The following is a 13,252-nucleotide window of genomic DNA, read 5'->3' as shown; positions in this document are numbered from 1 at the left end:
TAGATGTGGGAAGGTAGATGGTAGAGCAACTTCCCATCAGCAATCAGACATCATAAATCTAACATTCCCCCCCATGCCCTCCGAAGAAGAACTCTATCAGGACCATATCCTCGATCACTACGAGGACCCGTTTCATCGCGGCACGCTCCCCGCTGCCACACATGCTCACGAGGACAAGAATCCTTTGTGCGGGGACGTGGTGCGGATCGAGTTGCAACTGGATGAAGCGGGAAAAATCGTCGATGCCTATTTCAACGGCGAAGGTTGTGTCATCAGCCAAGCCTCGGCCTCGATGCTCCTCGAGAAACTCCAGGGGAAAACGGTCGACGATATCAAACAGTTCTCTGCAGCGGACATGCTGGAACTCTACGGACCACGGCTCACTCCCAATCGGCAGAAGTGCTGCCTGCTTTCGTGGAAGGTACTGCAATCGGCGGTGCATGCCCCCGTCGAAAGGTCTGACAAAACATGAGTGCACTGGCTTCCATCGACGCGTCGGCCCTGCTGCCCGAATCGCTCCGCGCAGATTTTCCTATTCTCAATGACGATGTGCTAGACGGACATCCTCTGGTGTTTCTCGATAATGCCGCCAGCACACAACGTCCCCGACAGGTGATCGACATGATCGCCCGGGTCTACGAACATGACTATGCGAATGTCCACCGAGGCATTCATACACTCAGCGAACGCAGCACCGAGCAATACGAAGAAGCCCGTGAAAAGGTGGCTCGCTTCATCGGGGCTGCCAACTCACATGAAGTTATTTTCACGCAAGGAACTACCGGCTCAATCAATCTGGTCGCCCGCAGTTGGGGTGAGACCAATCTCCGTCCCGGTGACGAAATCCTGACCACCGTCATGGAGCACCACTCAAATTTGGTTCCCTGGCAGCAGGTCGCAGCCAAGACGGGTGCTACGCTTAAACATGTGCCAATCACCGAAGATGGTCGACTCGACATGGATGCGTTCGCAAAACTTTTGAGCGATCGTACGAAACTCGTGGCCGTCACCAGCGTCTCGAACACACTAGGGACCGTGAACCCCATTGCTGAAATCATCGCCCAGGCCCACGCCGTGGGGGCTCTGGTGTTGGTCGATGCCGCGCAGAGCGTACCACATATGGTTACCGATGTCGCCGCCTGGGACTGTGACTTCCTGGCATTCAGCGGACACAAGATGCTCGGCCCCTCGGGAGTCGGCATCCTTTATGGCAAGGAAGCATTGCTCGATGCGATGCCACCGTTCTTGGGTGGCGGAAGTATGATCAACGAAGTGCGGCTCGACGGGTTTACCCCTGCCGAGTTGCCGGCCAAGTTCGAAGCAGGCACGCCCCCCATCGTCCCCGCCATCGCCATGTCGGCAGCCATCGATTATTTGCAAGCCGTAGGGCTCGACGCTATACATCGCCACGAGCAGGCATTAGTCGATTACGCATATGAGCAATTGAGCCAGATCGAGGGACTGCGGATCCTCGGTCCTGCACCCGAGTTTCGCACCAGCTTAGTGAGTTTTGCTTTCGAGAAAATCCACGCCCATGAATTCGCCCAAGTGCTCAACGACCGTTTTGGCGTCGCCGTGCGAGCCGGTCATCATTGCACCCAGCCGCTACACAGACTGCTGGGCCTCTCAGCCAGCACCCGGGCGAGTTTCTATCTCTACAACCGACCCGAGGAAGTGGATCGGCTGCTGGAAGGAATCGCCGCCGTGCAGGCGATGTTCGCTCCGCGCGGGCGAAAACGGCGATCGCAACAACAATACCCCACACCCAAAGTGGGGTCTGAAGACCATAGGAACAGGATTGTTCGCTAAGGGCGAAGGTGCGTTGTTGTTTCACTGATGCTAGTTGCAAAAGGTCCGTATAAAACACGGGTCGATGAAAAACCGCTTGCCCATGTTAGCCTAAACATCGCCTCGGTGATGAGGTACGGCTTATACCCACCTATGTTGGCGATAGTTCAATTTCGTATACGTAAATCGGGCAGCCGTCTCCGCAACTCTTGCACGCCTTTTGGAGTTATAGGCCCGGATTTGGATACTTGAGACTTGGAAATGTAGAGCGTGTTTATGTGCTCGCATTTCGCTATATCATCTAGACCCGCATCAGAAATGCTTGCACCTCGGATGTCCAAGGCCAGAAGTTCAGGTAGAGATTGTAATTTTGACATACTGGTGTTCGTGATGCCCGGTGCCATCAATCCCAAAGTACGGAGCGACCTAAGACGACAGATTTGCGGTAGGGCAGCATCCGTGACACCAGTATTCGTAAGACTAAGTGATTGGAGATTGCTTAGACCTGAGAGGTGTTCTATTCCAGCGTCAGTAATTCCCGGTGCGTTAAGGTGCAGGTGATGAAGATTCGATAGACTGCTAAGCCATTTGACGCCATTGTCGGAGATCTGCGTGCTATTCCAATTTCCGACACTCAGACGCCGTAGGTTTTGTAACTGACTTATGATACGCAGGTCTGAGTCGCTCAATCGTGAACCCCCGACACGCAAATCGACGACTTCTGGCAATTGGAGTAGAAGTTGAAGAGTACCAGGAGCAACATCTCTATATCGGACATGAAACTGCCGTACTTTGGAGTCTGACCCTAACATCAAAGCCATCCAGATTGATTCACTCCATGAGGAAGTCATTCCCACAAAGTCAATTTCTGCACCAGCTGCCTCCAGATTTCGCACGGCACGTCTTTCGCGATATTTTAGTCCGTGAATAGCGAAAGTAGTGAACCACAAAAAAACGCTTGCAATCGCAAAGGTCGTTAGTAGGCTCCGTAAACCAAATCGGAATCGACATTGAGCAAAACGCAATGCTAATGACCGTACTTTCCATTCGGCCAGAAGAGGCAATATTAACCCGAAGACCATGGCCATCGGCACTAACCAACCCATAAGCCTGGCGTACCAGATTAGTAGGTAAGCTAGACCGATACCTTCGGCGATTGCAATCGCGAAGAGAGCTTTCAGGAACATGTCACGCCTGTTGATTTGTTTCAAACGTGAAATTAGTTGCATAAGTAACCTAGTGCTACTTGATATACTGACAAGGGTAGCCAGCCGACTCATTTGGCAAGTTTCTTTGCAAACAAAAATTGTTCAAAGGCAATCAATCAGCATCGCGTATTGTACCTTTTCTGCTCTCTTTCGACAAAATCTGCGAGTTCGCAGCGAAACTGTGTTGTTAGAGGCGGCACGCCAATCCGCCGTCAAAAACTGAAATTCCGAGAACGCGTCGGATTCATCGTTCTACGCAGTTTTCTTGAGCTATCCAGTCTCTAGCTGCATCGTGAAAAAATTTGGGGAACTCTTTCCCCATGGGCTGCGTCGAAAGCTGTAACCGACCCGCGTCGGCACACTTTTCCGTCCCGTAGTTCCCAAAATGAGAGGAGCCCCGTCATGAATTTTTCCCGAACATGTGCTGCTGCGCTGGTTGTTCTAGCAGCAAATTCAACGTGTTTGCTTTTTGCCAAGCCTGCCGCTGAAGACCCAGCTGCAGCGGCCACCAGTCAAGTCGTCGATCAGATTGTCGCTGAGAACGAACCCAAGCCAGAGCCCCAACCGATGACTCCCGGCAATCTCCCTGATTTCCTGCAAAAGGGAATTGCTTGGCTGATCGCAGCCCAACACAACGACGGCGGCTGGGGGGGTGGTTCGCATGCTCAGCAGAGCATCATCGATCCGCACGTTGTCCAGACCGATCCTGCCACGACTGCTTTCACTTTGCTCTCCTTAATGCGGGCTGGTCATACGCCCGTAGAGGGACTCTACCAATCGCAAGCTAAGCGCGGCCTGGAGTATCTACTAACGGCCGTCGAAAAATCAAAAATCGAAGGCCCGTTGATCACCGACATCGAAGGAACCCAGCCGCAGATCAAGCTGGGCCGTTACGTTGATACGGCCATGACGTCGCAGTATCTCTCTCGCATGTTGCCGTTGGTCGAACAGGACGAAGCGATGCACAAGCGAGTTGATTCTGCCATCGACAAGTGCCTCGCCAAACTGCAGGTGTCGCAGCAAGCCGACGGCAGTTGGGGCCAGGGTGGCGGTTGGGCGCCCGTGTTGCAATCGTCACTGTCTTGCTCGGCACTGGAAATCGCCGCGGCCAATGGTAAGGAGATTGACAAAGACGTGCTGGAAAAGGCCCGCAACTATCAAAAGGGAAACTTCGACTCGAAGAGTGGCAAGGCCGACGCTTCCGCTGCGGCTGGTGTCGAATTGTATGCCTTCAACGGTTCGCTTCGTGCCAATGCCGCCGATGCCCAGGAAGCCCAGTCGCGTGTCTACAAAGCGAAAGCCGAGGGCAAACTGGCTGCCAGTGCTCCTGTGGATGAAAGTTCCTTGCGAATCGCCGGTGTTACTGGAGGTGCTGCTCGTAAATTGGCTGAAGCTGCCGAACAGAACGCGGCCCAGATTGATCGTCTCGGTGACGAAAAACTGCTGAGCGGGTTTGGTAACAACGGCGGCGAGGAATATCTCAGTTACTTGATGACCAGCGAGTCGCTAGTGATCGCCGCCAAGGAAAAGTTCCAAGCCTGGAACGGCAAGATGGCCACGCGACTGGAAAAAGTGCAAAACGGCGATGGCTCCTGGAGTGGCCACCACTGCATCACCAGCCCTGTGTTCTGCACGGCAGCCGTAGTGCAATGCCTCACGACCGAGAATGATGCCGAGTTCCTGAGCGACATGGCCCGCCGCACCAACAGCCACCATATGGCCGACGCGGGGAAGTAGTGTTTCTTTTTACCAAGCCCAACGCCCAGGGATTGGAATCCCTGGGCGTTCACTTTTCACTCCGAGTTGCAAGCATGATTCGCACACTGCTCATTCTCTTAGTGTTGATGACACCGAGTTTGCTTGAAGCTGCAGAAAAAAAAGTGCCGCAACAAGCCCTTTCCAGTGCGGTTGATTATCTCTGGAGCCAACAACACGCAGATGGTTCCTGGCGGAGTGAGCAGTATGCAGTGTTGCGCTCTGGACAGGCCCTCACGCCGTTTGTCCTGCACACGCTACTGGAGAGCAGCGACTCGCTTTCCAGCGATGAAGCCGAAAAGGCGCTGCGGGCGGTGCGGCTTATTGTCTCCCATCTCGACGACGAAGGGGCACTCGGCCGGAGCGATCCAGACATTCTCGAATACCCGGTCTACAGTACGGCTTATGCGGTGATGGCGATTGCTCGCATGCAACGCCTTGGCTACGAAGCGAGTACTGAAGAAAAAGCTGAATTAAACCGCCATCTCATCAAGATGGGCCAGTTTCTTCGCAACGCTCAGTTCGACGAGGCGAGCGGATTTCATGTTGGGATGCCGACTTACGGTGGGTGGGGTTTTGATAAGGCAAAGCAAGCAGGTGAGCCTGGTCACATGGACTTGGCACATACACGCCGTGCGATTGACGCAGTATTTCGGTCACTGGGATTGCCCTACACCAACGACGGGAGTTCTGCGCGTGGTGATAAGGCATGCCGATTTCTGGCAGTCATGCAAAAGCACCCTGAAACCTTCTCTTTGCAACCAGTTCCAGAGGGTGTGACGCGGCCCACAGAAATCCCTTTCGACGGTGGATTTTATTTTTCCCCCGTGGTGCTGGCTGCCAACAAGGGCCGCTTTGACGACAATGCCAACTGTTGGCGGAGCTACGCCACTGCCACCTGCGATGGCATCCTTGCCCTGCTTGCGGCGGGAGTGCCGAAGGATGACGAGCGTGTGACCGCCGCGGTCGAATGGCTCAAAAAACATACAAATATCGACTACCCTCAAGGGGTGCCAACCGACCACCCCGAACCCTGGGGAGAAGCGATCGAGTTCTACCATTACGCCGCGCGGGCCGAAGTGTATCGATCACTCAGTTTTCCTGCCGAAGATCGCGCAGCCCTTGCTGCCACCGTTTTGAAACACCAGCGCGAAGACGGCAGTTTCATGAACACCGTTAGCCCGCTGATGAAGGAAGACGAGCCCCTCTTGGCCACCGCGCTAGCGGTGGTGGCACTGATAAATTGTCTGCCGTAAATAACGGCCAGGGATGGCAATTCCTGGGCGTTGCTAATCCCAGGGCATTGGGTTTTCAGACGATCCTTTTTTGCTATAGTGAACGCTCGTTAACCACCCATTTCTTGTGCGAGTTGAAACCATGTCTCGAACTACGTCCATGCGTTTTCCCTTTCCCCAGCAGCAACGCCGAGCTGCCAACTATGGTCAGGATCGACGACCGATGTTTGGGGGTTCAAGGGGAAGAGGGGGATCCGGCAGCTCATTCAAGATCCGCTTATTAATCGCCCTGGCCATCGCGGCGTTTGCTTTCATCAGCTACGTCACTAAACCGGGAGACCTGAACGAAGTCACCGGTGAGGTCGAAAAAGTTGCAATGGCAGACGAAGGGGACGAAATCCAATTGGGACTTCAGGCCAAACCGGAAATGGTCAGCATGCATGGCGGCCCCTCTCGCAATGTCGCCGCCCAGCAACAAGTGCAACAAGTCGGTTGGCGGCTGTTGGAAGGGCTTGATCGTCAACTCGACGAATACAACAAAGCACATCCCGATGCGAATCGCCACAATCCTTATGAAAAGGCATTTCAATTCACATTGCTCGCCGATCCCAAAACAGTCAACGCCTTTGCACTTCCCGGTGGTCAGGTCTTCATTACCGAGGCCCTCTATCGTGCCCTGGAAACCGAAGGTCAGCTCGCGGGTGTTTTGGGGCATGAGATCGGCCATGTCATCTCGCGACATGGAAACAAGCAGATGGCCCGGCAGGGTTTGTTTCAAGGCTTGGCAGGAGCGATCGGAGTGCTGGGTGGAAATCAGCAGAGCGCACAAATGGCCCAGATGGTCTCCTCGGCGATCTTCATGAAATATGGGCGCGAGGCGGAACTAGAGTCTGACGACTGGGGAGTGAAGCTCACCTATCAGGCTGGCTACGATCCTCGTGCCATGGAAGGGGTCATGCGTATTCTCGATGAGGCGGCTGGTGGCGCAAGCCCGCCAGAGTTCTTAAGCACGCACCCTAAACCTGCCAATCGTGTCGCCTACATCGATGCAGCCATTAAGAAATACTTCCCCGATGGTGTCCCCGATGGGTTGCGACAATAACATGGAATTGCCTCTCACCATCGTCTCGGGCGGACAAACGGGAGCCGACCGTGCAGCGCTCGATTTCGCCATCCGGTTGGGATTAGACCACGCTGGTTGGTGCCCGCGCGGCAGACGCGCCGAGGATGGTCCCCTCGACTTGCAATACGATCTGCAAGAAACGTCCAGTCCAAAATACGACCAGCGGACCCGCTGGAATGTCCGCGACTCGGATGCCACTTTGGTAATCACTGCTCAAGCACAAGCCACCGGCGGGTCGGCACTTACCCTCGCGGTTGCCGATCGCGAAGGGAAACCGTGCCTACACATCGCTCAGGAAGAGACCCCGTCGGTCAGCGAAGCGGGAGAGCGAATCGCAGAATTCATTCTCGAGCACCAAGTCGAGCGATTAAATGTTGCCGGCCCGCGCGCATCTCAGGAACCTGACATCGGTGCCTTCGTCAGCGCGGTGCTTTCCGCAGCATTAACGTCGCAGACATTCGCCGAGGCCGACTAGCCCGCCAGCCGCACAGCCAATCCCCGCCCCAAGCGCCAGCGTGGTCAGTGGTGGCAAAGGTGAGAGTGGCTCATTCTGAAGTAGGGTGGTGTAGGCCAGGAACGTACCGACCACCAAGCCAATACCCGGTGCGGCCCAAGCGGGAAATCCAGCGCGTGATTGCTTTTCATTCATGCATGTATTTTACGCCTTCAATCCCAAATGGGAAACATGACGGGTGCCCCTGCCTAGAACAACGACATCTGTCCATTTTCAGTGCGCGGAGGACGGAATTGGCTACAATCGAGCGGTGGCAGTCTACCCGCCAACCCGTACTTGGCCGCGAAGACACGGAATGTCTGCGCGATCTGATCGGCAATCTCCCCGGTCCCTCGCATTCGCTCGCCAAAGTGGGCACTGTTGGTGCGACCATTGCGAGTCGAACGAATTCGATTCTTAATTTTTTCCGCCTGATCGGGAAGCTCGCGCTCTAACCACTCGAAGAACACGGGTCGGACTGTTGTTGGGAGCCTGAGCAGGACAAACGACGCCCCCCGGGCACCAGCTTCGCTGGCTGATTTCAGAATAGTGGGAAGTTCGCTGTCGTTGAGGCCGGGAATAATCGGCGCTGCCATGACGAATGTCGAGATGCCCGCCGCCGAGAGCTTTTCGACGGCTGCCAATCGAGCCGCCGGGCTGCTAGTGCGGGGCTCCATCACCCGGGTGAGTCCTTGGTCGAGGCTGGTGATGCTCACCGCCACCCGAACCAAATTCCTCGCCGCGAGTTCGCTCAAGAGATCCAAGTCCCGCAGCACGAGTGCATTCTTCGTGATGAGATTCACGGGCTGGTTCGCTTCGAGCACTACCTCCAGGCAGGATCGCGTCAGACGAAACTCTCGCTCGACGGGCTGATAGCAATCGGTGACTCCCGAAAACATAATCGGCTCAGGTCGCCAGGCAGGTCGCGCGAGCCAATTTCGCAGGAGTTCCGCAGCGCGATACTTGACCATGACCTTCGTTTCAAAGTCGACTCCAGCCGAGAAGCCTAGATACTCGTGCGTAGGTCTTGCGTAGCAATAGCTGCACCCATGGGCACAGCCGCGATAGGGATTCACGCTGAAACGAAAGGGAATATCCGGGCTATCATTTTCGCTGATGATCGACTGCGACTCATCCGGCAAACAAACGGTCCGCGGCCGCCCCAACTCAGCCAGATAGTCTTCATCCTCGGCAACATGCTCCCAGTCGGTCTCCTGCGAAACCGAGAGATAAGGATTGGCCGGTTGAATCCCCGCCCCGCGTCCGCGAATCTTGGGTGATTGGTGTGGTTCGTGCGCCATGCCGTATAGTATACATGCGCACATGCCATGGAAGTCAAGGTGAGTATGTCATCCCGAGGGAGCCTTGGCGACCGAGGGATCTGGATCGCACATATGAAAAACTAGATTCATCGGAAGCCAAGGCTCCCTCAGGCTGACATTTTCGCAAGCACTACTATTCTCCCCCCCTACCCTCTACCATAAAGACATCATGCTCCAACTCGTACTACTATTCACGCTGCTCCCCCTGACCGAGCTTTGGCTCCTGGTCCAATTGAGCGGTGTCTTCGGTTTCTGGACCACGATTGCCGTCGTCTTGGCTACGGGAATTGCCGGAGCGGCATTGGCCCGTTGGCAAGGCTTTCAAGCGCTCAATCGTTTGCAGAGCGAGATGCAACAGGGGATGCTGCCCGCTAAGGCTTTGGGCGATGGGGCATTGATCCTGGTCGCCGGGCTGCTCTTGATCACCCCGGGCATTCTCACTGACTGTTTTGGATTGGCGCTTTTGATTCCGCCTTTCCGCTCCCTGGTGATGAAGGGGGTCCGCCACTGGATCGCGAAAAATGTCCGCGTGCAATCGGTCAACATGTGGGATGGCACCGGTGAAGATACTGTGCGCGGCAATTCAACCGTGGTCGATGCAAAAGTGATCGATTCCCACGTTGTGGAAGAAAGGGAAGTAAAGAAATAGGAGGAATGTAAGGAATTGGGGAATGAGGGAAATTCACATTCCTCCCATTCCCCACTTCCTTCCATTCCCCTATTCCCAGATTCCCCCCATTTCTCACTTCGGCAGGCGACCTTGCTCGACAGGTGGGAAAGACCCAGTCAGCCCTTCCTTCATAAACGCCACTAAGTCGGCCTTATCCTGGTCTGTGAGATCAAGCTTTTTGACTTTCTCGCTTAAGTAAGGATTCGGGTGCCCCCCCTTGGCGTACCATTCGACGACTTCTTCGAGTGTCTCCTGTGAACCATCGTGCATGTAGGGGCCAGAGAACGCGATATTGCGAACGGTCGGCGTCTTGAATGCCCCGCGATCGACATCTTCTTTCGTCACCTCATATCGCCCCAAGTCCGGCTCGTCGGCATCCATTCCCACGCCGAGATTGTGATACTTCTCATCGGTGAAATTGGCCCCCACATGGCAGGCGGTGCAGCCAGACTTGTCGCTGAAGAAAAGTTCGCCGCCACGAATGGCTGACTCACTAATGGGATTGGCCTCACTCGCCTTCTTTAGCTCCATGTATTCGTCGTAGAGTTCTTCGTCCTCTTCCTGAAGGGCGTCGAGATCTTCGATGTCGGCTGCATAGGCCCGTTCGAAATTCTGTAGCTCCTGGTAGTAGTCCCACGGTGCGGGCCCCGTCACCAGGGTACGCTCAAAACTGGCAATCGCTTTGCCAGCGTTTTCAATCGTCGCGCCGTCTTCAAAAATAACCTCGAACTGTTTTTTATAGCCAGGGATCTTGGAGATAGTCTGGATCACAACTTCATGGGTACTACCCATTTCGATGGGATTGGCCATTGGTCCAATCGCCTGATCTTCCAGCGAAGCAGCGCGACCATCCCAGAATTGCGCCCCGCTAAGGATGCGATTGTAAGCCACTGGAGAGTTTCGGTTACCCTCTTGTTTTCTTACACCCACTCCAAAACGAGTGTTTTTAGCGTAACCAAGTTCTGGATCGTGGCAGCTGGCACAACTTATCGAATCGTCAACGGAAAGTCGGGTATCAAAATACAACTGTCGACCCAACTCGATCTTCGCGCGAGTAAGAGGATTCTCTTCGAGTCCTACAATTCCCGCGGCACCGGCGGCAAGACCCAGAGGGAGTTCAGGCTCCACCACCACGCTGTTCTTAGGATCGGCAATCCAGGTTTCGATCTGTTCGACAGTCAGATCCCCTTCGCCGGGGATACCGCCTAGGAGAGCGCCATCGCCGAGTTTCACGGTTTCAGGATTCGTGCTGGGCTGGGGCTTAGGTTTTGACTCTGCTTTGGGTTCTGGCTTCGTAGCGGACTGGGGATTCGGCTCAGGCTTTGAAACCTTGGCTGCTGAAGCGGCCTCCGCCGTCGGCTGCACTTTCGCTTCTACAGATTCCTTGACGGTTTCTTTCAGCGCGGCGAGTTTCTTTGGTGCTGCCCCGCTCGCGGCCTCTGCCACTTTTTCATTGAGTTCGGCAAGCTTCTTGGGAGCAACGGTAGCAGGAGCCTTTGCTGCAGGTGCAACTACAGGGGCGTCTTCCTCAGATTTCGTCGTCGGTTTCCGTTCCGATTGCCAATTGTTAATCAATAGCGCGACCACGACGAGTGCAATCACGATTGCCAGAAACCTACCCATTTTTCTCATTTCCCAATAAAAGTTTGTCGTAAACCAAAGCTGCTACTACAGCACCCGCAACAGGAGCCAACCAGTAACACCAATGCAATGCAAATGCGTCAGCACCACCCTCGCCACCCATTATCTTGTAGATAAATGCCGGGCCAAATGAACGGGCCGGATTCATTGAGGCTCCCGTGATGGCGCCTGCGGCGAGAATATCAAACGTTACCGTCAGCCCGATGGCAAAGCCGCCGATATTAACCACCTGGCCACGCTCATCCACCGCCGTGCCGAAGACGGCCGTCATCAGGAGGAACGTAAGCACGAATTCCACTCCGAGAATAATGCCAACCGTCGGCCAAGCCACATCGGGGCCGGGCATCACGCCGGGAAGCGGAATTCCCAGTTTGGCCGATTCAACTGCCGCGGCAGGGAAGAACGCAAGACAAGCCCAAGCTGCAACGACAGCTCCCGCGAGTTGCGCGAGGATGTACTGCACAGCTAGGGGAGGCGTAATGCGCCCAGTGACCAACAAACCAATCGTCACTGCTGGATTTAGATGCCCCCCGCTGATTCCCCCAAAGGCGCTCACACCGATTGACAAAGCCAGCCCATGCGCCAGCGCGATCCCCACGAGCCCCGCCCCACTATTGAGTGGTTCCTGGGTGGAGAGGATCGTCGCAATCCCGGCAAAGCACAGAAAAAATGTGCCTATCGCCTCGGCTACCAAACATTTTGAAGTTCCCATCGCAATCCTAAACTACGAAACCATCTTAGCCGGAGGGCCACGCCCTCCGGGTAGAATTCCGCGTATTCCCAGAGGCAGGCATGCCTCCGGCTACGTAAGGCGAGTGCAGAACTAAGCCGCTTGCAATTGACTCTGAAGGGCTTCCATGGCGGCATCATAGTTTGGCTCGCTGGCAACCTCGGGGACATACTCGGCGTACACTACCGTGCCATCGGCATCGAGTACAAAGATCGCTCGGCTCATGATCTTCAGTTCCTCGATCAGCGTCCCGAAGTTGTTACCGAAATTGCGATCTTGATAATCGCTGGCGGGACGGATATTCGTGATACTCTCGGCACCACAGAAACGATTCATTGCAAAGGGCAAGTCTAGACTCACCGTTAGGGCATTGATTCGATCGCCCAGCTCGCCCAGAGTTTCGTTAAACTTCTTGGTTTGTGTTTGGCAGACGGGCGTATCGAGCGAGGGAACGACACTGAGAATAGTAGGCTTTCCTTTGACATCGGCCAAAGTAATCTCCTTCATGCCTCCTTCAAAGTAATGCAGCTTGAATTCGGGTGCTGCTTTGCCAACTTCGACTTCTTTACCGGCCAAGGTAAGGGGATTGCCTTTGAACGTAACTGCTCCAGTGCGTGACATGGTGAGGCCCTTCGTATGTAAATATGGGGGTGGTGAAATTCAGTAATTGCCTCTCCCCAGTATCGACTTTTGAGGGCTGGTTTCAAGGGCCTGGAACCAAATGGCTGGGAAACTGGCTAATTACCTACTGCTCGCCCGTAGCAGAAATCGAACAAGAATTGCCATTCCAGTTGCTGCTGGGCACACAGGGTAGCAACCTCCTCTGGTCGACCACCGCGAACGGCCTGTTCACACTCATCGACAAACAGAAATGGATCCCAACCCGCGGCCTGATCATTTGCCGCCATCTCGGAGAAGACCGGATGGTCACCTGCCCGCCGCATCCAATACTTGGCATTGGAATAATCCCCTTCTCGGCGATGCATGATCCCATGCCAATAACTCCCCGAAGGGGTATTTATCCCCTGACTAATCGTATGGGACTCGTCAAGATAATTGTACAGAAGCCAAATACCCGACAAACAACAGCGAGCCATTTCGGCATCAGAGACTGAGGAATGAGCAAATGCCTTCTCAGCGGTGAGGGCAGAAAGCAAGGGGCGGACTTCACGATTCGCAATGCCATGATCGAGTGGCATCAAACCCGCGCCTGAGATCACGTCCGCAAACGCCTGGCCATACTTCGCGGGATCGAAGTTAGACATATCAGATAAAACTCCCGCAGAT

13 protein-coding genes are annotated in these 13,252 nt (G+C 54.8%); 7 read left to right on the top strand and 6 right to left on the bottom strand.

Annotated elements, in window-relative coordinates:
• Positions 1 to 73: 73 nt before the first annotated feature.
• The 6 genes from sufU to Pla144_RS04395 all read left to right on the top strand — a co-directional run bounded on the left by sufU (position 74) and on the right by Pla144_RS04395 (position 7,584).
• Positions 74 to 472 carry a Fe-S cluster assembly sulfur transfer protein SufU gene (sufU, locus tag Pla144_RS04420; protein ID WP_146448111.1) on the top strand — a complete coding sequence of 133 codons (399 nt, stop codon included), beginning with the start codon at positions 74 to 76 and terminating at the stop codon, positions 470 to 472.
• On the top strand, positions 469 to 1,809 hold the full coding sequence (locus tag Pla144_RS04415; RefSeq protein ID WP_146448109.1) for an aminotransferase class V-fold PLP-dependent enzyme: 1,341 nt from the start codon (positions 469 to 471) through the stop codon (positions 1,807 to 1,809). The genes sufU and Pla144_RS04415 overlap by 4 nt, the downstream gene beginning before the upstream one ends.
• A 1,589-nt stretch (positions 1,810 to 3,398) precedes the next feature.
• Positions 3,399 to 4,733: a prenyltransferase/squalene oxidase repeat-containing protein gene (locus tag Pla144_RS04410; protein ID WP_146448107.1), complete on the top strand. Its 1,335-nt coding sequence runs from the start codon at positions 3,399 to 3,401 to the stop codon at positions 4,731 to 4,733.
• Positions 4,734 to 4,807: 74 nt separating this feature from the next.
• A complete protein-coding gene (locus tag Pla144_RS04405; RefSeq protein ID WP_146448105.1) occupies positions 4,808 to 6,007 on the top strand; it encodes a prenyltransferase/squalene oxidase repeat-containing protein in 1,200 nt (399 codons plus the stop codon).
• 121 nt (positions 6,008 to 6,128) lie between these two features.
• Positions 6,129 to 7,088 carry a M48 family metallopeptidase gene (locus Pla144_RS04400; protein ID WP_231936157.1) on the top strand — a complete coding sequence of 320 codons (960 nt, stop codon included), beginning with the start codon at positions 6,129 to 6,131 and terminating at the stop codon, positions 7,086 to 7,088.
• Positions 7,072 to 7,584 (top strand): putative molybdenum carrier protein, encoded by a 513-nt coding sequence (locus tag Pla144_RS04395; protein ID WP_146448103.1) that lies wholly within the window; start codon positions 7,072 to 7,074, stop codon positions 7,582 to 7,584. Before Pla144_RS04400 ends, Pla144_RS04395 begins: the two co-directional genes overlap by 17 nt.
• Here the strand turns inward: Pla144_RS04395 and Pla144_RS04390 are convergent.
• Complete coding sequence (locus Pla144_RS04390; protein WP_146448101.1) at positions 7,552 to 7,758, bottom strand: hypothetical protein; 207 nt, start codon at positions 7,756 to 7,758, stop codon at positions 7,552 to 7,554. The two genes, Pla144_RS04395 and Pla144_RS04390, sit on opposite strands and share 33 nt — an antisense overlap.
• Positions 7,759 to 7,811: 53 nt before the next feature.
• The gene (locus Pla144_RS04385) at positions 7,812 to 8,903 is read right to left on the bottom strand and encodes a PA0069 family radical SAM protein (protein WP_146448099.1); all 1,092 of its coding nucleotides are present in this window, start codon (positions 8,901 to 8,903) and stop codon (positions 7,812 to 7,814) included.
• Between the two features lie 190 nt (positions 8,904 to 9,093).
• On the opposite strand from Pla144_RS04385, the gene Pla144_RS04380 reads away from it, so the two are divergent.
• Positions 9,094 to 9,573: an FxsA family protein gene (locus Pla144_RS04380; RefSeq protein ID WP_146448097.1), complete on the top strand. Its 480-nt coding sequence runs from the start codon at positions 9,094 to 9,096 to the stop codon at positions 9,571 to 9,573.
• Positions 9,574 to 9,666: 93 nt separating this feature from the next.
• Here the strand turns inward: Pla144_RS04380 and Pla144_RS04375 are convergent, their stop codons facing one another.
• From Pla144_RS04375 to Pla144_RS04360, 4 genes are all read right to left on the bottom strand, one after another.
• Positions 9,667 to 11,217: a cytochrome c peroxidase gene (locus Pla144_RS04375; RefSeq protein ID WP_146448095.1), complete on the bottom strand. Its 1,551-nt coding sequence runs from the start codon at positions 11,215 to 11,217 to the stop codon at positions 9,667 to 9,669.
• Positions 11,210 to 11,947: an MIP/aquaporin family protein gene (locus tag Pla144_RS04370; RefSeq protein ID WP_146448093.1), complete on the bottom strand. Its 738-nt coding sequence runs from the start codon at positions 11,945 to 11,947 to the stop codon at positions 11,210 to 11,212. Before Pla144_RS04370 ends, Pla144_RS04375 begins: the two co-directional genes overlap by 8 nt.
• Before the next feature lie 111 nt (positions 11,948 to 12,058).
• Positions 12,059 to 12,586 carry a thiol peroxidase gene (gene tpx / locus Pla144_RS04365; RefSeq protein ID WP_146448091.1) on the bottom strand — a complete coding sequence of 176 codons (528 nt, stop codon included), beginning with the start codon at positions 12,584 to 12,586 and terminating at the stop codon, positions 12,059 to 12,061.
• Between the two features lie 116 nt (positions 12,587 to 12,702).
• Entirely contained in the window at positions 12,703 to 13,230 is a 528-nt protein-coding gene (locus Pla144_RS04360; RefSeq protein WP_146448089.1) for a hypothetical protein, read from the bottom strand.
• Positions 13,231 to 13,252: the final 22 nt, after the last annotated feature.

Source organism: Bythopirellula polymerisocia (assembly GCF_007860015.1).
Taxonomy (GTDB): domain Bacteria; phylum Planctomycetota; class Planctomycetia; order Pirellulales; family Lacipirellulaceae; genus Bythopirellula; species Bythopirellula polymerisocia.
The sequence above is the reverse complement of the archived record's forward strand: the minus strand, read 5'-3'. Positions and strand labels throughout refer to the sequence as shown.

Bases quoted from the DNA above. Each gene is read 5' to 3' on its own strand.
- sufU (WP_146448111.1), top strand. From the start codon at position 74: ATGCCCTCCGAAGAAGAACTCTATCAGGACCATATCCTCGATCACTAC.
- Pla144_RS04415 (WP_146448109.1), top strand. From the start codon at position 469: ATGAGTGCACTGGCTTCCATCGACGCGTCGGCCCTGCTGCCCGAATCG.
- Pla144_RS04410 (WP_146448107.1), top strand. From the start codon at position 3,399: ATGAATTTTTCCCGAACATGTGCTGCTGCGCTGGTTGTTCTAGCAGCA.
- Pla144_RS04405 (WP_146448105.1), top strand. From the start codon at position 4,808: ATGATTCGCACACTGCTCATTCTCTTAGTGTTGATGACACCGAGTTTG.
- Pla144_RS04400 (WP_231936157.1), top strand. From the start codon at position 6,129: ATGTCTCGAACTACGTCCATGCGTTTTCCCTTTCCCCAGCAGCAACGC.
- Pla144_RS04395 (WP_146448103.1), top strand. From the start codon at position 7,072: ATGGGTTGCGACAATAACATGGAATTGCCTCTCACCATCGTCTCGGGC.
- Pla144_RS04390 (WP_146448101.1), bottom strand. From the start codon at position 7,758: ATGAATGAAAAGCAATCACGCGCTGGATTTCCCGCTTGGGCCGCACCG.
- Pla144_RS04385 (WP_146448099.1), bottom strand. From the start codon at position 8,903: ATGGCGCACGAACCACACCAATCACCCAAGATTCGCGGACGCGGGGCG.
- Pla144_RS04380 (WP_146448097.1), top strand. From the start codon at position 9,094: ATGCTCCAACTCGTACTACTATTCACGCTGCTCCCCCTGACCGAGCTT.
- Pla144_RS04375 (WP_146448095.1), bottom strand. From the start codon at position 11,217: ATGGGTAGGTTTCTGGCAATCGTGATTGCACTCGTCGTGGTCGCGCTA.
- Pla144_RS04370 (WP_146448093.1), bottom strand. From the start codon at position 11,947: ATGGGAACTTCAAAATGTTTGGTAGCCGAGGCGATAGGCACATTTTTT.
- tpx (WP_146448091.1), bottom strand. From the start codon at position 12,586: ATGTCACGCACTGGAGCAGTTACGTTCAAAGGCAATCCCCTTACCTTG.
- Pla144_RS04360 (WP_146448089.1), bottom strand. From the start codon at position 13,230: ATGTCTAACTTCGATCCCGCGAAGTATGGCCAGGCGTTTGCGGACGTG.